This is a genomic window from Undibacterium sp. TC9W, from assembly GCF_049339865.1.
Taxonomy (GTDB): Bacteria; Pseudomonadota; Gammaproteobacteria; order Burkholderiales; family Burkholderiaceae_D; genus Undibacterium.
Window position 1 is genome coordinate 1 of record NZ_JBMPPJ010000034.1, and the last position, 19,622, is coordinate 19,622.

A 19,622-nucleotide genomic window follows, 5' to 3' on the forward strand; every position below is an offset into this window, starting at 1 on the left:
CGGCATCATCCTCTTCAGGATCGCCTCTTTCCGTTCCTCTGAATACTTTTTCACTTGATCTCTTTTTCCCGCCCCCGATATGATTTCTATTTATCGGATGACGCGACAACTATTCTGACATCGGGGGGTATTTTTCTCCTTGCGGTCTTAAAATATTTTCTTTACTTAATTCAGTGATTGCCGGTTCAACATAGGCTTGCTGACCAGGATTCCAGAAAATGATGTGGGTATGAAATAAGGCGTTCAAGTTAAGTGCTTGACCCTGTTCTGTTTTATCTTTTGCGAGAAAATCCAAAATCTCTTTTTTAACAAAAGCTTTAGACATGAAAATGTCCCTTCAGCTATCCCTATTCATCGCTTTCAAAAACAAGTAGAAACACAGGAAATGAATCGGATGAACATGTCGAAAAGGACATGCCTATTAAAAGGCTAAGTAGATATATTATTATTCTTTTAATTAAGTATAGGCTCATTAAATCAAATGTCGAGAGTTTGATTTTTTTATATTTATTACTATTTTGAGATAGATAGCTATAGCTTTCCTGATGCATATGTAATCGGGTACTTCTCTAAGACGACTACCAGCCTGCGACGAGTCATTGGAAGATGAAGGGTCCCTATTTAGGTGCCTACGTTAATGAGAATGGCACAATTTTTGCAGGCGAGCTGCTATAAATGAATGACTTTCCAGATGTCTCGATTTCAATCTATCTCAAATTTAGCAAATCTGCTTTCATGGACCGTAATGCAAAGTAAATACGCCACCCTGGAATGGCGCGTTGTGTCTATGCGTGGAAACCCATGTGCTACATAGCGGCAGTTGATCCAATCGATAGACTAGGACGAATTCAAATAGCCCGCCTGACAGAAGACTTTGCTGAACTCTTTACTAGGTCACGTACAGCAAAACGGCGCCAAAATGGCACATGCTTCCGCCGAGCACGAACAGGTGCCAAACTCCGTGTCCGTGACGCCATTTGTGATCTGTGGCATAAAACGCGATGCCGCCGGTGTAGAGCGCACCACCTGCTGCCAAGCACCAGAAGCCGTCGATCGTGAGCGCATTGATGAGCGGCTTAGCAGCAATCACGCCAACCCAACCCATCACTACATATATTAGCAACGACATTAGCCGCGCTCCTTTGGCGTACCATAATTCTTGCAGGACGCCAGCAACGGCAAGCCCCCACACCACGCCGAACAGCGACCATCCCCCAGTCCCCCTTAGGCTGACCAGTGTGAATGGAGTATAGGTGCCAGCAATTAACAAGTAAATCGCGCAATGGTCGAGACGACGCAATAGGTCTTTGGCTGGCCCTTGAGAGCTATGATACAGCGCAGATGTAAAATAAAGAGCAAATAGCGTGGCAGCGTAGATGCTGAAACTAACAATCTTCCAATAGTCACCACTACGAGCTGCTATCGTAATCAGCGATACACCGCCCACTACTGCTAGCGCAGCACCAACCGCGTGGGTAATGCTGTTGAAGCGCTCTCCATAATACATGTATATCACCTACAAATTTTCCACTATTAAAAGCTGCAGCCCGGCCATTGTGTTTACGGTTTTTTTGCCCAGGAGATGAATTTTTAAGGAGCGACGCATAATTACTCAACAACGCTATTCGTCAAAAAAGCGTTTACATTTCAGCACGCCATATAACAACCGTAACCGACCTGAGGCTGAATAAAGAGCAAAATTTCATTCATCGGGCAACTGACCTATCAGCGTGCGTAATGTTTCTGCATTTTGCTGTGCTTTGATAGCGGCGGTATCATATTTAGCAGCGACCGCATCAAGATTCTTTAGTAGAGCATCCTTTGCCATTGAAGAAAGCAGCATGTGTTTCTCCTGAAGAGAACGCATCGCAAACCATACCGAATTCTCCACCATTTCATTTTGAAATTTTATCAGGCTACGCTGTGTATATGCATGCCCGGTATGGCAGCGAAAGCGGCGGGGCCGCTGATCATTTAACTCCCATAGCGTTCCATTGCATTCTGGACAGGTAAAAGTTGAGGGTTTGGCAAGCAGCTTGAGGCCATCCATTTCAACCCCTTCTACGGCAAATTTATTTTCCAGTTGCACCCATTGGGGCACTTCTTCAATCGGTGGTAAGGTCGCACCACCTTTGACATTCTCGGCAACCAGTTGTATCAGTGCTTGTGGAATTTCTTCGAGTTTAAGTACGCGATCAACTGCCACATTTTCTATAGCGCTAGCCGGCATATCTGGGGCCAGGGCTTCATCAGGATTTTGAACAATTGCACTTCCACCGCAGGCTTTTATTGCTGCTAGGCCCGCGGTTCCGTCATCCAGGGATCCAGTAAGAATAACGCCGATTGCTCGTCGACCATACGTTGCAGCAGCAGAGCGGAAAAGAGGATCAATCGCGGGGCGCGTATAGTTTTCCTTGGCTGTACGTGCGAGTACCACCCGACACTCTGCTCCCTGTCGCAATAAAGTTAAATGAAAGTCTGGAGGCGCAACCAGCACACGCCCTGCTTCTACTAGTTCACCATGCTGAGCGTGTCTAACTGGTAAAACACATGTACGGGCCAGTAACGATGGCAAGATACTTTCATGCGTCCCAATATGCATTACAACTATTACAGCGGCTGAAAATCGCAACGGTAAGCCTGCGACCACTACTCTTAATGCTTCTACACCGCCAGTAGAGGCACCTATAACGACGATATCGACAGCAGGATGTGATGTATGTTTCATAGGGCCACAATTGCATGGCAAGGTCCATTAAGTCTGTGCGTTAGAGAACTTACAACGAATTAAATTTTATCCATTTCGACCTGGACCTTTGAATGATGGACACAGCGAGCAAATTGTATCGCAAAGCGATTCCAATAAAATGGGTTTGGTAAGCCAAGCGGAGAAACCGGCGCTTTGCGCTTCAGTCGTGTTTCGTTCTCGTCCCAAGCCACTTGCTGCAATAACAGGCAATGTCAGTAAATGAGGCATTGCCCTCAGCGATTGAATAAATTCAAAACCATCCATGTCTGGCATTGAAATATCCGAAACAACCACGTCGAATTGAGCACTTACTAGAATATCAAGTCCTTGCTTTGCCGATGAAGCCACCTGTACGATTGCTCCTTCTGACTCAAGCAATTCTTTAAACATTGACAACATGTCTTCCGAATCATCCACTAGCAGTAAACTGCAGCCTGTGATTCTAGGTTTAGCGGAATCAAAATCATGCCCTGTCAGACCCATTGCTACATGAGAGAGCGGAAGCCGTAAGGTAAACGTACTACCTTGACCGACACCATTTGAATTAGCGACAACCGTGCCGTCATGTAGTTCAGTTATCTGCTGCACCAGTGCCAAGCCGATGCCAAGACCCGCTTTACTTCGCAGGGCCGTGGCAGTTCCCTGACCAAACATGTCGAATACGCGTGGCAGTGATTCGACCGAAATACCTGCTCCCGTGTCTTTAACTTCCAGCGTCGCCTGATCGTCTTCAATACCCAATGTAACGGTAACAGTACCGCCAGAGGGAGTAAATTTCACTGCGTTGCTGAGCAAGTTGAGCACCACCTGCTCAATACGAACCCTATCAGCCGCTACCAATATAGGCCTGTCATGTTGTACATATTGCAGAGTCAAGTTTTCTACCGCCGGATCAGCCCGCATAACTTCTACCAGCTTGAATGCAAGCGCACCCAGTTCTACGTCTTGTATTGTTAACGTCAACTTACCGGTTGCAACACGCGACATATCCATCAGGTCTTCAATGATTTTTGCCTGGCTCGTCACTGAATCGCGGATGATTGAAGCGGATCGTAGTGCAGGTGGCGATTGCCGTACTGCTGGTAGACGCGAGAGCAGTTCAACATTGATATAAATAACATTGAGAGGGTGGCGCAACTCATGTGACATCACGGCAAGAAATTCATCTTTCATTGCGTTAGTCATTTCAGCATGCGAACGGGTGGCCTGCTCGTTTGATAGTGCTGCTTCGCGCCGCTTATCGTGCTGCATGCGGGAAGTCTGGTCACGAGCTATTTTTGCATAGCCTTCAAAGTCCCCATTTTGCAGAACGGTAGTAACGCTAGTGCAGTAGAAGCGACTATTGTCTTTACGTATTTGCCAACGCTCGTCCTCTGCGCGGCCATCCTTAAAAGCGCGGTTGCGCTCATCTTCAGGAACACCCGAAGCCTGGTCTTCTGGCAGGTAAACCAGATCAAGGGTTTTACCCAACATGTCTTCCTCAGTATAACCAAAGTTACGTTCAGCCCCTTTGTTCCATGCTGTAACGAAGCCACGCTTATCGGTGGTAATAATGGCGAAATCATCCGTGCTATCGGCCACGAGGCGCATCCATTCTTCGCCAATGCGGGCTTTGGTTTCGGCCTCACGACGGCTACTAATGTCAATGAAAGTCATTACGGCTCCATCGATCTTGTCCTCGGTTGTACGGTACACCGATCTGCCCATTACCGAGATCGCACTCCAAACTGGCTAGACCAGATATGCGCCTTTGCCTCCGCTATTTCTGATGTTATTTTCTGGCTTGTACATGTTTGCATTACCTTATACGAGCAAGCGGCGCATGAGGTCACATACATAAGCTACTGCTTGAGTCTCCAAGAAATGAAAAACCGCTTAACAAATTTTTTTGTTAAGCGGTTTTTCGCATTGATCTGATTTTTCTTTTACTTTTTCTGACAAAAATCTGGGATTGGAAACACAGCAAATAAAAAATTCCAGCAACAGTCTTTACGGATCAGCAATCTCTGTTGTAGCTTATCGTTGTAGCTCAATGCTTTGGCATCAGCAGAAAAGTAATTTTGCCAATTTCCTTCTTTTCATATCACCTTTGCTGATTTCGCATTTGCCGAAAACGAAAATTTATGACTCCTCAAAAAGCAAAAACCATTCTGGAATCTCTGGCGCTCGGCATACACCCGGAAACCGGCGACGCTTTGCCAGATGAAGGAATTTTTAATCAACCCCAGATTATACGTGCCCTGTTTCTTGCAGCCCAGGCGCTGGGCGCAGGAAGACAGGAAACGGAAGTAGCAATGGCAAAATCCGCGAGCAATGAAAAGCAAAAATCACTGCCGACAAATGCGGGAAAACCCTGGACCGCAATTGACGACACCGAACTGCTGGCTGCTTTTGATGCGGGAGCACAGGTCAGCGAAATCGCCAGGGAATTTGGGCGCTCAAGAGGGTCGATCAACTCAAGACTGGTACGTCTGGGGCGCTTACAGGAAGTGGATACAGCATCTGAAATCAATTCAGACAGATCCTGACATCCAAAAATCAATTATGCAGCACATCCTGCGTCTCATCTGAATTCAAGACCAGTTGCTCAAGCCAGAGGAACCTCACGTCAAGACCGCAGGACTCTGTTATTTGGCTAAGTACCTATGATTTTTTTCATTGATGTGCCTATCTTGCCACCGCAATAGTCATCACCATAATCTTCGCGCGCTTTGGCGGCGAGTTTGACCAAGGGCGGTAGCGCACTGACGCGTTGCGACAGGTTTGCAGTCATGGGTGCAGTCTTTTCAAGCAACTTTTTTATTTTGGGAAAGTGATCACCTAAAGTTGACCACAAAGTGGCGGTCACGATGTCTGCAATGCCCGGCTCCTTGCCGCCCAATAAAAATCCACTGCCAGCCCGCAGGCCGTGGCGTTTACCGATTTCTTCCCATAGCGACATCCACTTTTGCAGTCTTGGAATGAACTCCTTCCAGCGTTTTTCAGTCCACATCTGCCGCCCACCATCCAGGGTGATTTCATCGATGACGTCATTGGCATCATTGACTATTTTCATGGTCATGGCGCGGAGTTCCGGGCTTGCTGGCATGAGACCTAGTGTATCGCCAAGATACAGCACGATGGCGGGCATTTCGGCGATGGCGAAACTGGTTTTCTTGTTGATGAGTAGGGGTGGCCCCATGAAGGGTACTGGCATGTTTTTTGTTGGCCCGCTCATGAGCTTCGCGATCGATGCATCGTCAGCCTCTACCCAGGTTTTTCCGGCATATGCCAGAATCGCCCGCACAAATTGACCACGAAATGGTACTGACCAATAGTACAACTCATAATCAAGAGTTTTTGAAATACTCATGGCGATATCCCTTTTTCAATGACTTGCAATCCATATTCTAAATGCCCATCCGGGCGATAAAAAAATCGTCACCGTATGCCATCCTCGATAATCGTCTCTTGACTGACGAGTGCTGTTTGCCTGTCATCCTCAGTAAGTTTGGTGGTTTTCCAGCTGCCTCTGGCAAACCAGCAGATGGCGATGAGGGCGACCACAATATTCGTCACCGGGAACGACCACCACAAGCCCTGGGCATGGAGTTGCGTATGCTTGGATAATACATACGCCAGCGGAAACTGTACCATCCACTGTGACACCAGCGCGATGATCATGGCATTGAGCATATTGCCGGATGCACGGAAAGCTGACACGATGCAAAGCTGCACACCAATGCCGCCCCAGGCCAGACACATGATGCGCAAGAAACTTGCTGCCTCTGCAATAACTGCGGCGTCATTGGGAATAAAAAAACTGACAATCAAGGGCGCAAGCGCATAGGCGATGACGCCCACCACGCTAAGCACGGCAAAGCCTATCAAGGTACCCAGCACAGTAATGCGCGATGCGCGTTCTATATTGCCTGCCCCGATATTTTGTCCCACCAATGTGGATATCGCCATCGAGATGCCCATGATAGGTATCGTGATGACTTGCAGAATATTTGCGCCGACACCGTAAGCTGCAATCGTGACAGTGCCAAAACTGGACACCAGGAAGGACATGACGATCAAACCCAGACCACGGGTCGAGAGCTCAACCGAAGCTGGCAGGCCAAGGAAGAAAGCCCTGCGGATATATGCCGGGTCCGGTTTTAAAGCGCGCCAATCCAGTTGTATGCCATGCCTGCCACGCAAGAAAATGATCATACCTATCAAGGCTGCCAAGGCCTGTGTAACCAGGGTTGCATAGGCTGCGCCCATAACACCTAATGGAGGAATGATCTGCCATCCATAGATGAACAAGGGGTCAAGCAAGAAGTTCAGAAGTACTGTTCCGGCGACGATATACAAAGGGATTTTGGTCTGGCCGACTCCACGCATCAGCGCCTGGAACATCGCAAAAATGAATACAAAAATAATACCTATGAAGGACACCCGCATGAAACCCAGCGCGCCGTCATGAACCGCTGGCTCTACGCCTAACAGTGTCAGCAGGTGCGGTGCCAGGCTATACCCAACCAGCCCCAGCACCAGCGAGCTGATAGCGACCATGACCATGGTCTGGGCAGCAACATGGTTGACCATATCTTGCCGGCCTGCACCCATATACTGTGCAGTGAGTGTCGCCCCTGCCATGGCAAGACCAGAACCCAGGGCGATGACGAGAAAGGTAACAGGAAAGCTGATGGAAATCGCAGCTACTGCCGCGGCACCCAGGCGCCCCACCCAGAACGCATCTGTCAACTGGTAACCAGTCTGCAAAATGTTGCCGAGGATAATGGGCAACGCCAGTGTCGCGAGTGCTTTGGTGATAGGGCCTTCCAGAAAAAGCTTTTGGCGTTCCACGCGATGTCCTTTATTGGCTTTAGTGGCTATAGTTTGCACTGACAAATAGAGCGCATTGATATGCATTATGCGACGGTAGAAGTCAGATGAGTGTACGGCACCGAACATTTTGCTTTTTAACGGCCTCTCAACGCCCCTTACCGGCTTATACCCAAAGTACGCAATACATGCACTGCATATTCATAGTCGGAAAGATTCGTTTTACAGCACAAAAGCAGCTCATATACTGGGCCGTCTGCCACTTGTCCCATCAACATCTATGAAAAAGAATCTGCATGTTCTCGCCCTCGCCGCCAGTGTCTTCCTCATGGGGAATGCTATTGCCGAGACCAAAGAAGTAGTCATCGCTTACCAGGACATGGTGGTGCCCTGGCGCTATGCGCAGGAAACGCACAACCTGGAACAAAAGACCGGGTACAAGGTGACGTTTCGCAAGCTGGCGAGTGGTGCTGATGTGATCCGCGCGCTTGCCTCTGGTTCAGTACAGATAGGCGAAGCAGGGTCGGCACCGATTGCCTCTGGCTTGTCGCAGGGATTGAACATACAGTTGTTCTGGATACTGGATAATATCAATGACGCCGAAGCACTGGTGGTACGTAATGGCAGCAATGTCAAAACGCTGGCTGATCTGAATGGCAAGCGCATTGCAGTGCCATTTGTCTCGACTTCACACTTCCATACCTTGCTGGCACTGGAGCATGCAAAAGTTGATGCGCGCGGCGTCAAGATTATCAACTTGCGCCCGCCAGAAATTGCTGCCGCGTGGGAACGTGGCGATATTGATGCAACCTTCATCTGGGATCCTGTACTGGCCAAAGTGAAGAAGACCGGCAAGACCCTGATCTCTTCTGGCGAGATCGCCAAACAGACTGGCACTGCAACCTTTGATGGCATCGTGGTCAACACGGATTTCGCCAAGCAGAATGATGCATTCCTGACAGAGCTGGTGAAGCTGTTGGCAGCCACGGATGCCGATTACCGCAACAACAAGGCGAACTGGAAAACAGACTCAGTGCAAATCAAGGCGGTAGCCAAGTGGGCTGGCGCTGAGGCGGCTGAGGTACCTGCCAGCCTGGCCTTGTATGAGTTTCCGACTTTGCAGCAACAGGCCTCAGCACAATGGCTGGGTGGTGGTGCGGCCAAATCACTGGCGGCGACAGCGGCCTTCCTGAAAAGCCAGGGTACTATCCAGACTGTTTTGCCGGACTATAGCGTAGGAGTCAATGCTACATGGGTACGCAAAGCAGCACAGTAAGCACACCTGCGGTTCACAACGGCGGCCGGCTAGATATACTGCGGCTGTCGGTGCGCTTTGACGGTACCGGGCCTGACGAAGCACTGGCCTTGTCGGACGTCAACCTGTCTATCGCGCCAGGAGAATTCGTCGTCGCGCTTGGTCCTTCAGGATGTGGCAAGACGACTTTGCTGAATTGCCTGGCAGGTTTCATCCAGGCATCTGAAGGTGAGCTCACGCTGGACGATGTAGCAATCAATGGACCCAGCCCTGGCGTGGGTGTGGTGTTTCAAAAGCATGCGCTGATGCCATGGTTAAATGTGCTGGACAATGTCGCACTGGGATTACGTTTTCGCGGTATTGCGCGTGAGCAGCGCAATGCGCTTGCGCTGGATCAGTTGCGTCTGGTCGGGCTGGAGCAATTTGCTGCGTCTCCCGTCTATCAATTGTCTGGTGGCATGCAGCAGCGTGTAGGGATAGCCCGTGCGCTGGCCAATAATCCGCGCGTGCTGCTGATGGACGAACCCATGGGTGCGCTTGATGCCCTGACGCGTGAGGCGATACAAGAACTGCTGGTCAAGGTCTGGCAAAGCAGCGGCAAGACTATTTTTTTCATTACCCATAGTGTAGAGGAAGCACTTTTTCTGGGCACGCGGGTAATCGTCATGTCGCCGCGCCCTGGCCGCATTGCCCAACAATTTGAGTTACCGTTTTCTGGCGAATATCTGGCTTCGGGTGATGCGCGTGCAGTCAAGTCTTCGCCTGACTTCATCGCCTGGCGTGAACGTCTGCTGCAACTTGTGCATCATCCTGTTTAAAACATTCCACATGCCACCATCATCCCCTTCAGTTGCAACTCCTGATCACGCTTATACAGAAGTCATTAAGCGCGAGGCAGAGCCAGTATTGCCGGTAGCAAAGGTATATCCACGGCCAGGCAGTGGCAAGACCCTGGGCGTGACTATCGTCACCATCGCCGTACTGTTGTCTGGCTGGTGGCTCATCACTGCAAGGGCCTGGGTGGAGCCCTTGTTCCTGCCCTCGCCTGCTGCGGTATGGCTGGCCGCTCAACAGGCCTGGAGTGGCAATATACAAGGCGGGCTGCCTTTAATTCAGCATTTGGCCTGGAGCCTGATACGCGTATTTGGTGCATTCTTGTTAGCGGCTATCAGCGCCGTACCGCTGGGCTTATTGATGGGCACCAATCGCATCGTGCGCGGCATCTTTGATCCCATCCTGGAATTTTATAGACCGCTACCACCACTAGCCTACCTGCCCTTGATCGTGATCTGGTTCGGCATTGATGAAACAGCCAAGATATTGTTGATCTACCTGGCGTGTTTTGCACCTATCGCGGTAGCTACCCGCGCTGGCGTCATCAAGGTCGCTTCCGAACAATTGCATGCGGCACTGTCCATGGGCGCAAGCCAATGGCAGTTATTACGGCATGTGATCTTGCCGGCGGCGATGCCTGATATTCTGACCGGCTTGAGGATTGCCATAGGCTTTGGCTGGACCACGCTGGTCGCGGCTGAAATGGTGGCCGCGACGGCTGGCGTGGGGCAGTTGGTATTGAACGCGTCAAGCTTCTTGCGCACTGATCTCGTGATCATGGGCATCATTCTCATCGGCATCGTGGCCTACCTGTTCGATTTGCTCATGCGCCGCCTTGAACGCAAGCTGGTGCCATGGAAAGCGCATAGCTGAGTACTTAGCGAATGAAATGGCGCGGCGCTTCAATTCAGAAGATATCTCAGCCGCGCCCAATTCGGGTCACTTCCAGAAAATATAATCCGCCTGGTAATTCACCGTCTGCTTGCTACCTGCACTACCCGCATCGCAAGTGCTGGATGGTGCGACACCACCTTTGGTTGCCACGCGCTGTATGTAAGTAACACCTGTCATGGCACCGCTGCCAGTTGCTGGATTGGCTTTGACCAGTTGATATGGAATATTGCCTGCGCCTGCTGGTGCAACTGCTACCTGGGTGGCGGTGACTTTGGAACCGTCCATGTTTTCCCATGTCGCTGGTGGGCCATAGTATTTGCCGACCTTGGTGCCGCTACGATCACTGAGTGTGGCGTCCGGGCCGACGAAGGCCCATTCAAACTGGCCGGCCATGTCTTTCTTGGCGCGGCATTCATAGGTGATCAGCCCTGCGCCTACGGTCTGCATAGCTACTTTATTGCCTGCGGGCACCTTGACTGCATCTGGCAAGCTGTCTTGCGAGTAGGTGGCTGCCATGGGGCTCATGGAAGTGCAGCCTGCCAATAGTGCGCTGGCCAGCGCGGTGAAAATGCCAGCAGCGCGCGACGCGGAAGTCAGAGTAAAGGCTTTCATTTAAGGCTCCTGTATGGTGGTTGGGATATCAGTCTTTGATGACCAATATTTCAGATACGCAGGAGACTCATGAATGGATTCAACATTCTTTAAATAAATCAATCATTCACCAGAACTATCTTGCGGGATCAGTTTTCCTCAGGCTGAATTTATTTCGCTGTAAAATTGCCCACCATATATACATGTAAAGACCTCAGTATCAGGTTCGCAACTTTAAGAGAAAATCAGCATGAACAAAAATCCGGTGCAATCTGAAAAAGACTTGCGTGCCCTGCTCAGGGCAAATAAACAGACGCTCAAGGGCATGAAGCTGCCGCAAGCCTTGAACCTGATGAGCGCTTACTACCAGGATATGCGCGACTACGACGTCATTGCTACTGAAGGTGACGGCATGGTGGTGTATGACGACATCACCAATCGCGGGCGCGGTACGCGCTTTGAGATAGGTATCGTCCGCCTGTTTTGCCTGCCTTCAGAGAAGGCCAGCACAGTGCCACAACCGGCCCTGCGTTTGCGGCTGCGCCTGTGCTACAAGTTTGACATGGATATTGCGACCAGCGTACTGGCGGAAGACACCTGGTCATATTACTGCTGGTCTGTCGCCGGCCTGGCAGCAATGCTGGATAAACTGAAGGGCGAAACGGCTTATCAGGTTTTGCAAGACAAGCAGCCTGCCGAAGTCAATATCAGTCTTGAGGAAACGACTTATCTGCCCTCAAAAAAATATCCTGCAACTGATGCGCAGCAAAACTGGTGGGGTGTATGGGATGTGGACTAATAGTCAGGCTTAGTGTCAGCGAACATTACCTTTACTGGTCTTCAGTAAAGGCGCAAAACTTTGTTTTGATTTTGCCCGGATGATCTGGTTAAGACGAAAACCTTCGATATCGGTCTTGATCTGTATCCAGACCGGGAAATGGTCAGACATCTGGTAGCTGAATTGCTGCAATGTGTAATTCTTGCCTGGATATAGTTTGGCGATATTGGCCTCATCGACAAAAAAATCGACCACCCCGCCTGCATTGGTAAAATTCTCAGGCACGGTAGGCAAATGCAGTATCTGATCATAACGCGCATTGCCCTTCAGATTAGAGCCACCTATGTTGCGCTTGCCTGCTTTTAACTGCACCAGTGGCTTGGGTATCTGCAAGCCACAATCTACCAGGGCTGCAAATAGCTCATCCTTGATGGTCGGCGTATTAAAATCGCCAAACACGATGAGGTCATGGTCTTCTACATATTTACTCTCGAAGCGGCGCTTGATCCAGTTGCTGAAGCGCTGTAATTCATCACGGCGTGCGGCGGTGCTGTCACCCCATCTGGCATGCAGGGCCAGCGCCAAAAAATCAAAGTTACCGGCTCTGAATGAACACAAGTATGGTGCGCGCCAGTAAGATTCTTTGGTGACCCATTCATCACCTTCCTTTACCCTTTGCGCCTCTACTTCGGCGGCGAGACCGGTATGCGTCACAGCCCTTCTGTCATATAGAAAAGCGGTGCGCTCGTCATTGCCACCGCGGTCGTCTGACCAGTCTGAATACACAACGCGCCACGAGTCACCAAGATAAGTCATGACCTTGCCCAGGTCTTCGAGATTATTGCGCAATTCAACAATGGCGATCAGATCAAATTGACCGAGGATTTCTGCAATGTAATGGATTGATGCTTCGATGCGGGATTTCCGGCCAAATTCGCGGATATTCCAGGTGGCGATATTGATGGTTTCATCCAGCTTGGAAGAAGGTATTTCTGCCTCCTTGATGCTGTCCTTCAATACCAATAAACCTGCTGCAATTTCTGCAGATACTTTGCCATGAGGCATGATTAACCCCTTGAAAGCCTGACTATTTCAACTGGAACCAGGAACAGAAATGCGCATATCGGCGCTCATCATAGCATCGCAAAACCAGGCAAAAAATATTTTTGAGACAAGTGTAACAATTGTAACTCTGTCATTACATCGTCATACACAACTTATATCGTCGCTCTTTTTTACCGAGAGACGCTCATGCTACCTACACGCACTCCAGAATATTTATTGGCATCTTCCCTGCTGGTCTTGCTCAGCGCCTGCGGTGGCAATAGCCTGCAGCCTTTACCAACCCTGAATGGCGACAAACCTTTGGTGGTTGCCCATCGCGGCGCATCAGGCTATCTGCCCGAAGAGACTTATGAAGCCTACGTCAAAGCGATTGACCTGGGTGCAGATGCGATAGAACCCGATCTGATTTCGACCAAGGATGGTGTACTGATTGCGCGCCATGATCCCAACCTGGCCTACAGCACCGATGTCGATAAACACCCTGAATTTGCTTCCAGAAAGAAAACCATAGACGTTGATGGTGAAACCCAAACCGGCTGGTTTGCCAGCGATTTTACTTTTGCAGAGATCAAGACTCTGGGTGGCATCTCCACCGATGCTGAGCGTCCGCAGCAATACAATGGCTTGTATAAAATAGTCAGCTTCCAGGAGATCATCGATCTGGTCAAAGCCAAGAGCAAAGAAACCGGCCGCACGATTGCAGTCTATCCTGAAACCAAGAACCCCAGCTACCACCGCGCCCTTGGTTTGCCGCTGGAAGACAAGCTGATAGACCTCATCACCAAGGCAGGCTGGAATGATAAAACTGCGCCCATCTTCGTGCAGTCATTTGAACCAGGCAGCCTGAAAGAATTGCGCAGGAAAGGTTTGAACGTCAAGCTGGTGCAATTGATCGATGCAGATGATGTTGATCTGAAAACCGGCGCACTGACTTTTGCCGCACCTTACGACCGGCCTTATGACTGGGCCCTGGCGGGCGACAAACGCCTGTTCAGCGACATGGTGACGCCTGCGGGCCTGGCCGAGATCAAGACTTATGCCGATGGCATAGGCCCTTGGAAGCGTTATATCGTCAGCGTCAAGGGTACCGTGGGTGCTGATGGCAAACTGGTCGATGTGAATGGCGATGGCAAAATCAATGAAACTGATGCCACCACGCTGGCACCAACCAGCCTGATCAGCGATGCACACAAGGCTGGCCTGCTGGTACATCCTTACACTTTCCGTAATGAAAGGCGCCGCCTGGCAGCCAACTACAATGGTGACCCGAAGGCAGAATACCTGCAATTCTTCCGTCTCGGGATTGATGGCATGTTCTCTGATTTTGCCGACACAGCACTGGCCGCACGTGCTGACTATCTGAAAGAAACAGGCCGCTGATTTATTTCATCAACGCTTTGCATTACATGCGTGAAGTGTCTTCACTTCACGCATGAGCTTGCAGATAAATGGCTGGCTTACAGTCCTTTAGCCAGAGTCCCCAGGCGGGTAATATCATTGATCAGGAAGGCCGGTACACAGGGGATATGCTCTGCCGGTTTGACCGGGCAATCCATGCGGTCCAGCAGAGTGCCTGCGCCGCGCCTGGTCATGGCCTGGAAGGCGGAATCTGTATTCCCATACGGCACGGTTGTGTCATCACGGCCATGGAAAAATGAGATAGGTGATTGCGGCGTCCAGTCATTGACATTGCTTTGCGCGATGATGGCTGCATCGTCATCGTTGAGGAAATTGTCGAGGAAAGCAGGGTCAAATACGATATCGCTATTGTTGCCCAATGCAGACGACAACAATAGATTACGCACATTGGCCCTGTCATTCGCACCGAGTTTTTTCAAGAAACCGGGGCTGATAAGCGCGCCGACGATAGGGTTCTCTTTGCGTACCGCATCAAGCATCGCATTCAGCGTCAGGACCACGTCGTAAGGCCCGGCACCGATATAGGTATTGACAGGCAAAGCACCTGCCCGGTTTTGTGTCAGGTAACGCAGGGTTGCCATGCTCGCATACGCCCCCTCTGAATAACCGGTTAAAAACACCTGGCCATTGTCAGCAATGGACTGCGTCTGCCGCCAGCGCGCAGTGGCCGTCATGAAATCAGCCACTGAAAGAGCAGTCGGTGTCGCCAGCAGATAAGGATGTGGCAGCCCCCTGGTCACACCATAGCCGACATAATCGGTGGCACTGACCAGATAACCCATGGAGGCGAACAACACTGCCGGTTCATCTGCAGTGGCATGGTTGCTCGGTGCCTCAGCATTGGTTTTGATGGTTGCATGCTGGTAACTGAGTACCGGGCTGGCCAGGCTGCCAGTCTTACGCGGGATCGCCGCCAAACCAGAGGCCACCACGCTGCGGCCACTGGTGTCCGTCGTGGTGTATGTGATTTTGTAGGTATCAACTGCATACAAGGGCTTGATGACTGCTGTCACTTCTTTTGGCAAGGCAGCAGTCACATCAGCAAGGCTGATGGTTTTGATAAAGGTGGCAGTATCGAAATGCCCGGGGCCAGGTGGATTAGCCACATCTGGCGTGGTAACAACAGGAATGGTCGCGGGGCTGGAGGCAGAGCCTCCGCCACAGGCAGTGACAATCAGGCATACCGTCAGACCGGCTAAATAGCCTGGCAATACACGTTTTAATAAATCAGATTTCATATTCTTTCCCTTTATTGCTCAGGTTGTGGTCAGGCAGTATAGGTAGCCAGAGTGCATTACATGAAGAAAAGCATCTGCCCCATGGTGCTTGGCGCTTTCTGCCTGACTGCTAACACAGGAATAAATACAGGCATACCTGCCTATAACGGCAAAGAACAGAATCGGATGACAACAAAGCTGCATTGATACATATTGATGTATAAGTGAGCTTTGCTCGCGGCAGCGTCTTAAATTCAGGGCTTGAGCTTATCCGCTTTAATTGCTGCATTTGCGGTGGAGATCACCCGATTCGAAGGGCCGTCAGAGCCTGACAACAAATTAACGTCTGTTACGGTCTTTTGAGTTTGTTTGTCAGAAATTTCAGTGGAATTTTCGAACTCTTTTGCCAATGGTGCATTTTCTTTTCGTGTCTGTATGTCTATCAGGGCTTTGTTTTCTATGCCTTGTATCCAATCGGGAGCTTTTTTTCCGTTCAGACGTATGACTTGATTGTTTTGAATTTCAAGATAAGTGACGGGATATAACTCCGAATTATCACGAACCATAGTCAGATCACATATCGCAATAGCCTTGATGAGATTTTCCTGACTTTCAGTATAGCGCCTCCGGATAACATCCTCATCTATATGATGCCCTCCTTTAGCCACTCTATTGGCGACACGTAAAACATTCAAATCAGCATCTTTCAACCCTACATAAAAAAGCTGGGTTTCGAATCCAGCAGTCTTGGCTTCTTCCATGCGTCTGAGTATGCCGTTACCAGTCAGTGTAGTTTCCATTGAAAAAGAAGTTTTATTGTCGATTGCTTCTTTGAACTGGCGTATCGCCTCTCTCCCGGCAGCAACATCAACAGAACGTGGATCTTTGGGATTGATGACACGTGCAATTGCATCCGGGTCTATATGTTTTTTGATCTCAGTGTTGGTGTCTATCTCTCTCAAAGTCGATTTACCTGAGCCATTGGTGCCGCCATAAAATAAGGCTATAGGACGGTCACTCATATCAGGATTTCACACTCGGTACATCGCGCATTCTGGTAATGACGCCGTCTGGGGAACGCATGACTACATAGCCTTCTTCATCGATATAACTGACAGATTCGGTTTCATTAAGTTTTTTGATATGCTCTGCAAATTTCTGATCAAGTTCGAGCGCACGTTTGGCAGCATCACTCAATTTTGTTTCTTTGTCGGTGTGATTCATTTTCATTCCTAACATGGCAATAAATAAATAATTCAAGAATTTCCGTTTTTTCATTCTAGTCGTTTGATAGCGAAAGAATAAATAAAGTTGCAATATGTTACGCGCTGGCTTTCGCTGGATTTAAGGCATAGCGAGGATACAAATGCAAAAATACGAATGTAAAAAATTCCTTGCCAAAACCAAAATCCATCAGCTACTATAAAGCCCTCACCTCAACCAACTATCTGAAAGGAGATCAACATGCGACTACGACCAAACCTCTCTCCTTCATTGGGTCTGGTTTTCTACTGCCTGCATTAATCCGTATTTTAGTGCGCGTATTTCAGCGCGCGTATTTCATCGTTCTGTTAATACAGCGTACGCATCTGCAAGCATTTCATCTTAGTCTTCATCTTGTCAGCATCTGCTGGTGATTTGATACGTCTATACCAGCGCCCAATTCCTTAAAAATATTATTTGGAATTCCTCTATGGGCAATTTTATTCAGCATTTGTCTGAGCGCGTATCTGTGATCGCCTCAGACCGCTTGTGGCTTGAAGACAGCGCGATACAGCAACTCAAGACCACAGCACAATTAACACATATGGTCAGTGTAGTGGGCCTGCCTGATTTACACCCGGGCCGTGGCTACCCTGTGGGTGCCGCATTTTTATCACAAGACCATTTCTACCCTGCCCTGGTTGGCAACGACATAGGCTGCGGCATGAGCCTGTACCAGACTGACCTGGCAATCAACAAGGTCAAGCTGGATAAACTCGACAAGCAAATCGGCAATCTTGATGAGCCTGTCGATGAAGATGAATGGCAGCAATTGCTCAGCATCGATCCTGATCTGGCTGCAAAAAAACAGGCCGTCGCAGATGGCTTGCTGGCAGCGGGACTGGATTTACTGCAAATGCGCTCGCTCGGCACTATCGGTGGTGGCAATCATTTTGCCGAATTACAAATCACTGACAGAGTCGATGATACAGCCGGCTACGACGCAGCAAACTTGCATGCGAAGCGCGTGCAATTACTGGTGCACAGCGGTTCGCGTGGTCTGGGGCAATTCATCTTGCGTCAGCATGTCGATGCGCATAGTCACGCGGGTCTAGCAAGTGACAGCAAAGCTGCGACAGACTACCTGCGCAAACATGATGCCGCGCTGGCATATGCCGCACTGAACCGCGCCATGATCGCTGGACGTATCTTGCGCCGCCTGCGTTGCCATGGCGAATTGGTTCTCGACGTGCATCACAATCTCGTCACACCTGTAAAAGCGGATGGCAAGAGTTTGTGGTTGCATCGCAAAGGCGCCAGCCCCAGTGATCAGGGTATGGTGATGTTGCCGGGTTCACGTGGCGACTACAGTTATTTGCTGCAACCAAAAGCAGAGAATGGCGCAGCCAGTTTGCATTCACTGGCACATGGTGCAGGCCGTAAATGGCAGCGCACTGATTGCAAGGACAGGTTGTTCAAACTGGCGACACCAGATCAATTGAGCCGCACAGAATTTGGCAGCCGCGTGATTTGTGTTGACCGTGCCCTGATTTATGAAGAGGCACCGCAAGCCTACAAAAATCTGGATAGCGTACTCGACTGTTTGCTGGGTGCCGATCTGGTCACCGTCATCGCCCGTAGTAAACCGCTGCTGACCTACAAAACACGTGGGGAGTGCTGCTGATGCTGTATCTACAAATCACCGCGAATACAGGCCCGGCAGAATGTTGCCTGGCCGTTGCCAAGGCTTTGCAGCTATTCAATAAAGAAGCGGCAAAAGCAGGTGTCACTGCGCGCATCATTGAGCAAGTCGATGGCCCATATGCTGGCAGCCTGCGGTCAGCTTTGCTGGAATTAAGGGCTGATCAAAATGATGATGCCTTGCAAAATCTGGCACATGCATGGGAAGGCAGCCTGCTATGGATCTGCAATAGCCCTTACCGGCTGGGTCATAAACGCAAGAACTGGTTTTTGGGTTGCAAAGTATTTCAGGCTGGCAGCACCATGCCGGAGAGTGAAATACGTTATGAAGCCACTCGTGCATCCGGCCCGGGTGGCCAGCATGTCAACAAGACTGACAGTGCCATTCGCGCCACGCACATCGCGACCGGCATTTCAGTCAAGGTACAGACTGAACGCAGCCAGCATGCCAACAAGCGCCTGGCCGCGCAACTGCTAAGCAGCAAACTGGAAGAATTGCATGCCGCCAAAGAGCGCGACAGCAAGGCAGAAAGACGCATGCAACATCACGATACAGAAAGGGGAAATGCCAGACGCATATTTGTGGGCATGGATTTCAAGGAACAAAAAGCTTAAAGCCTTTTTGCGACAGGTTTCTTGAAAGCCTGCTTTGCGATTGCCGCACCAGCACCGCTGCCGCTATCGGTGGCGGTACTTTGTGTGGTGGTGACTGACAATTCAGGCTTGCAAGTCAGCAAGGCAAAGGTCGCCTGCAATTCTTTTTTAAGAGTTTTCAACTGACGCATGTGCGCGTCTATCTGTGCCATCTTGTTCATTAATTGCTGCTCTATATCGGCACGGCCAAACTTGCCCTCTGCCAGACGCGGCAGGATGGCCTGTATTTCTGCCAGAGAGAATCCCAATGCCTGCGCACCACGGACAAAGCGCAGGGTTTGTACATCGGCATCGCCATACTTGCGATAGCCATTACCCTGACGCGGGGCGGGTTTGATGATGCCCTGCTTTTCATAATAGCGCACGGTGTCGGTCGATACTTCGCAAACTCCCGCAAACTGGCTGATGTTCATAGACTGCTCCAGACTGAAATCGTTCTTGACTATG

20 protein-coding genes are annotated in these 19,622 nt (G+C 50.0%); 8 read left to right on the forward strand and 12 right to left on the reverse strand.

What is annotated here, in order from left to right:
* Positions 1 to 109: 109 nt before the first annotated feature.
* From ACO0LN_RS28365 to ACO0LN_RS28380, 4 genes are all read right to left on the reverse strand, one after another.
* Positions 110 to 325 (reverse strand): hypothetical protein, encoded by a 216-nt coding sequence (locus ACO0LN_RS28365; RefSeq protein WP_422979773.1) that lies wholly within the window; start codon positions 323 to 325, stop codon positions 110 to 112.
* Between the two features lie 564 nt (positions 326 to 889).
* The gene (trhA, locus tag ACO0LN_RS28370) at positions 890 to 1,507 is read right to left on the reverse strand and encodes a PAQR family membrane homeostasis protein TrhA (RefSeq protein ID WP_422979775.1); all 618 of its coding nucleotides are present in this window, start codon (positions 1,505 to 1,507) and stop codon (positions 890 to 892) included.
* Between the two features lie 195 nt (positions 1,508 to 1,702).
* Positions 1,703 to 2,728: a chemotaxis protein CheB gene (locus ACO0LN_RS28375; RefSeq protein WP_422979777.1), complete on the reverse strand. Its 1,026-nt coding sequence runs from the start codon at positions 2,726 to 2,728 to the stop codon at positions 1,703 to 1,705.
* Between the two features lie 66 nt (positions 2,729 to 2,794).
* Complete coding sequence (locus ACO0LN_RS28380) at positions 2,795 to 4,405, reverse strand: PAS domain-containing hybrid sensor histidine kinase/response regulator (RefSeq protein ID WP_422979779.1); 1,611 nt, start codon at positions 4,403 to 4,405, stop codon at positions 2,795 to 2,797.
* Between the two features lie 467 nt (positions 4,406 to 4,872).
* Between ACO0LN_RS28380 and ACO0LN_RS28385 the strand changes: the two genes are divergently transcribed.
* Positions 4,873 to 5,277 carry a hypothetical protein gene (locus tag ACO0LN_RS28385; protein ID WP_422979781.1) on the forward strand — a complete coding sequence of 135 codons (405 nt, stop codon included), beginning with the start codon at positions 4,873 to 4,875 and terminating at the stop codon, positions 5,275 to 5,277.
* Positions 5,278 to 5,384: 107 nt separating this feature from the next.
* On the opposite strand, the gene ACO0LN_RS28390 is transcribed toward ACO0LN_RS28385, so the two are convergent.
* Together ACO0LN_RS28390 and ACO0LN_RS28395 are read right to left on the reverse strand one after the other, a co-directional pair.
* Positions 5,385 to 6,101, reverse strand: coding sequence for a glutathione S-transferase (locus ACO0LN_RS28390; protein ID WP_422979783.1), 717 nt, complete (start codon positions 6,099 to 6,101; stop codon positions 5,385 to 5,387).
* Positions 6,102 to 6,169: 68 nt separating this feature from the next.
* Positions 6,170 to 7,585, reverse strand: coding sequence for an MATE family efflux transporter (locus ACO0LN_RS28395; RefSeq protein ID WP_422979785.1), 1,416 nt, complete (start codon positions 7,583 to 7,585; stop codon positions 6,170 to 6,172).
* A 259-nt stretch (positions 7,586 to 7,844) separates the two neighbouring features.
* Here ACO0LN_RS28395 and tauA point away from each other — a divergent pair, with 259 nt between their 5' ends.
* From tauA to ACO0LN_RS28410, 3 genes are read left to right on the forward strand one after another with little or no spacing between them, the layout of a single operon-like run.
* Positions 7,845 to 8,840 carry a taurine ABC transporter substrate-binding protein gene (tauA, locus tag ACO0LN_RS28400; protein ID WP_422979787.1) on the forward strand — a complete coding sequence of 332 codons (996 nt, stop codon included), beginning with the start codon at positions 7,845 to 7,847 and terminating at the stop codon, positions 8,838 to 8,840.
* Positions 8,816 to 9,637 carry a taurine ABC transporter ATP-binding protein gene (locus ACO0LN_RS28405; RefSeq protein WP_422979789.1) on the forward strand — a complete coding sequence of 274 codons (822 nt, stop codon included), beginning with the start codon at positions 8,816 to 8,818 and terminating at the stop codon, positions 9,635 to 9,637. The genes tauA and ACO0LN_RS28405 overlap by 25 nt, the downstream gene beginning before the upstream one ends.
* A 10-nt stretch (positions 9,638 to 9,647) precedes the next feature.
* On the forward strand, positions 9,648 to 10,526 hold the full coding sequence (locus ACO0LN_RS28410) for an ABC transporter permease subunit (RefSeq protein ID WP_422979791.1): 879 nt from the start codon (positions 9,648 to 9,650) through the stop codon (positions 10,524 to 10,526).
* A 66-nt stretch (positions 10,527 to 10,592) separates the two neighbouring features.
* On the opposite strand, the gene ACO0LN_RS28415 is transcribed toward ACO0LN_RS28410, so the two are convergent.
* Positions 10,593 to 11,159, reverse strand: coding sequence for a DUF3455 domain-containing protein (locus tag ACO0LN_RS28415; RefSeq protein ID WP_422979793.1), 567 nt, complete (start codon positions 11,157 to 11,159; stop codon positions 10,593 to 10,595).
* A 229-nt stretch (positions 11,160 to 11,388) separates the two neighbouring features.
* Here ACO0LN_RS28415 and ACO0LN_RS28420 point away from each other — a divergent pair, with 229 nt between their 5' ends.
* Positions 11,389 to 11,937 (forward strand): hypothetical protein, encoded by a 549-nt coding sequence (locus ACO0LN_RS28420; RefSeq protein WP_422979795.1) that lies wholly within the window; start codon positions 11,389 to 11,391, stop codon positions 11,935 to 11,937.
* Positions 11,938 to 11,952: 15 nt separating this feature from the next.
* On the opposite strand, the gene ACO0LN_RS28425 is transcribed toward ACO0LN_RS28420, so the two are convergent.
* Entirely contained in the window at positions 11,953 to 12,981 is a 1,029-nt protein-coding gene (locus ACO0LN_RS28425) for an endonuclease/exonuclease/phosphatase family protein (protein ID WP_422979797.1), read from the reverse strand.
* Between the two features lie 186 nt (positions 12,982 to 13,167).
* Here ACO0LN_RS28425 and ACO0LN_RS28430 point away from each other — a divergent pair, with 186 nt between their 5' ends.
* A complete protein-coding gene (locus ACO0LN_RS28430; protein ID WP_422979799.1) occupies positions 13,168 to 14,361 on the forward strand; it encodes a glycerophosphodiester phosphodiesterase in 1,194 nt (397 codons plus the stop codon).
* Between the two features lie 77 nt (positions 14,362 to 14,438).
* Here the strand turns inward: ACO0LN_RS28430 and ACO0LN_RS28435 are convergent, their stop codons facing one another.
* The 3 genes from ACO0LN_RS28435 to ACO0LN_RS28445 form a co-directional block, all read right to left on the reverse strand.
* Positions 14,439 to 15,638, reverse strand: coding sequence for an alpha/beta hydrolase family protein (locus ACO0LN_RS28435; RefSeq protein ID WP_422979801.1), 1,200 nt, complete (start codon positions 15,636 to 15,638; stop codon positions 14,439 to 14,441).
* Positions 15,639 to 15,871: 233 nt separating this feature from the next.
* Positions 15,872 to 16,639 (reverse strand): zeta toxin family protein, encoded by a 768-nt coding sequence (locus ACO0LN_RS28440; protein ID WP_422979803.1) that lies wholly within the window; start codon positions 16,637 to 16,639, stop codon positions 15,872 to 15,874.
* 1 nt (position 16,640) lies between these two features.
* Entirely contained in the window at positions 16,641 to 16,841 is a 201-nt protein-coding gene (locus ACO0LN_RS28445) for a hypothetical protein (RefSeq protein WP_162060854.1), read from the reverse strand.
* Positions 16,842 to 17,310: 469 nt separating this feature from the next.
* Between ACO0LN_RS28445 and ACO0LN_RS28450 the strand changes: the two genes are divergently transcribed.
* Together ACO0LN_RS28450 and prfH are read left to right on the forward strand one after the other, a co-directional pair.
* Positions 17,311 to 18,504, forward strand: a complete 1,194-nt coding sequence (locus ACO0LN_RS28450) for an RNA ligase RtcB family protein (protein ID WP_422979805.1) — start codon at positions 17,311 to 17,313, stop codon at positions 18,502 to 18,504.
* Complete coding sequence (gene prfH, locus ACO0LN_RS28455) at positions 18,504 to 19,136, forward strand: peptide chain release factor H (protein WP_422979807.1); 633 nt, start codon at positions 18,504 to 18,506, stop codon at positions 19,134 to 19,136. The genes ACO0LN_RS28450 and prfH overlap by 1 nt, the downstream gene beginning before the upstream one ends.
* On the opposite strand, the gene ACO0LN_RS28460 is transcribed toward prfH, so the two are convergent.
* Positions 19,133 to 19,588, reverse strand: a complete 456-nt coding sequence (locus tag ACO0LN_RS28460; RefSeq protein ID WP_422979809.1) for a MerR family transcriptional regulator — start codon at positions 19,586 to 19,588, stop codon at positions 19,133 to 19,135. The genes prfH and ACO0LN_RS28460 overlap by 4 nt on opposite strands.
* Positions 19,589 to 19,622: the final 34 nt, after the last annotated feature.

Bases quoted from the DNA above. Each gene is read 5' to 3' on its own strand.
- ACO0LN_RS28365 (WP_422979773.1), bottom strand. From the start codon at position 325: ATGTCTAAAGCTTTTGTTAAAAAAGAGATTTTGGATTTTCTCGCAAAA.
- trhA (WP_422979775.1), bottom strand. From the start codon at position 1,507: ATGTATTATGGAGAGCGCTTCAACAGCATTACCCACGCGGTTGGTGCT.
- ACO0LN_RS28375 (WP_422979777.1), bottom strand. From the start codon at position 2,728: ATGAAACATACATCACATCCTGCTGTCGATATCGTCGTTATAGGTGCC.
- ACO0LN_RS28380 (WP_422979779.1), bottom strand. From the start codon at position 4,405: ATGACTTTCATTGACATTAGTAGCCGTCGTGAGGCCGAAACCAAAGCC.
- ACO0LN_RS28385 (WP_422979781.1), top strand. From the start codon at position 4,873: ATGACTCCTCAAAAAGCAAAAACCATTCTGGAATCTCTGGCGCTCGGC.
- ACO0LN_RS28390 (WP_422979783.1), bottom strand. From the start codon at position 6,101: ATGAGTATTTCAAAAACTCTTGATTATGAGTTGTACTATTGGTCAGTA.
- tauA (WP_422979787.1), top strand. From the start codon at position 7,845: ATGAAAAAGAATCTGCATGTTCTCGCCCTCGCCGCCAGTGTCTTCCTC.
- ACO0LN_RS28405 (WP_422979789.1), top strand. From the start codon at position 8,816: ATGGGTACGCAAAGCAGCACAGTAAGCACACCTGCGGTTCACAACGGC.
- ACO0LN_RS28410 (WP_422979791.1), top strand. From the start codon at position 9,648: ATGCCACCATCATCCCCTTCAGTTGCAACTCCTGATCACGCTTATACA.
- ACO0LN_RS28415 (WP_422979793.1), bottom strand. From the start codon at position 11,159: ATGAAAGCCTTTACTCTGACTTCCGCGTCGCGCGCTGCTGGCATTTTC.
- ACO0LN_RS28420 (WP_422979795.1), top strand. From the start codon at position 11,389: ATGAACAAAAATCCGGTGCAATCTGAAAAAGACTTGCGTGCCCTGCTC.
- ACO0LN_RS28425 (WP_422979797.1), bottom strand. From the start codon at position 12,981: ATGCCTCATGGCAAAGTATCTGCAGAAATTGCAGCAGGTTTATTGGTA.
- ACO0LN_RS28430 (WP_422979799.1), top strand. From the start codon at position 13,168: ATGCTACCTACACGCACTCCAGAATATTTATTGGCATCTTCCCTGCTG.
- ACO0LN_RS28435 (WP_422979801.1), bottom strand. From the start codon at position 15,638: ATGAAATCTGATTTATTAAAACGTGTATTGCCAGGCTATTTAGCCGGT.
- ACO0LN_RS28440 (WP_422979803.1), bottom strand. From the start codon at position 16,639: ATGAGTGACCGTCCTATAGCCTTATTTTATGGCGGCACCAATGGCTCA.
- ACO0LN_RS28445 (WP_162060854.1), bottom strand. From the start codon at position 16,841: ATGAATCACACCGACAAAGAAACAAAATTGAGTGATGCTGCCAAACGT.
- ACO0LN_RS28450 (WP_422979805.1), top strand. From the start codon at position 17,311: ATGGGCAATTTTATTCAGCATTTGTCTGAGCGCGTATCTGTGATCGCC.
- prfH (WP_422979807.1), top strand. From the start codon at position 18,504: ATGCTGTATCTACAAATCACCGCGAATACAGGCCCGGCAGAATGTTGC.
- ACO0LN_RS28460 (WP_422979809.1), bottom strand. From the start codon at position 19,588: ATGAACATCAGCCAGTTTGCGGGAGTTTGCGAAGTATCGACCGACACC.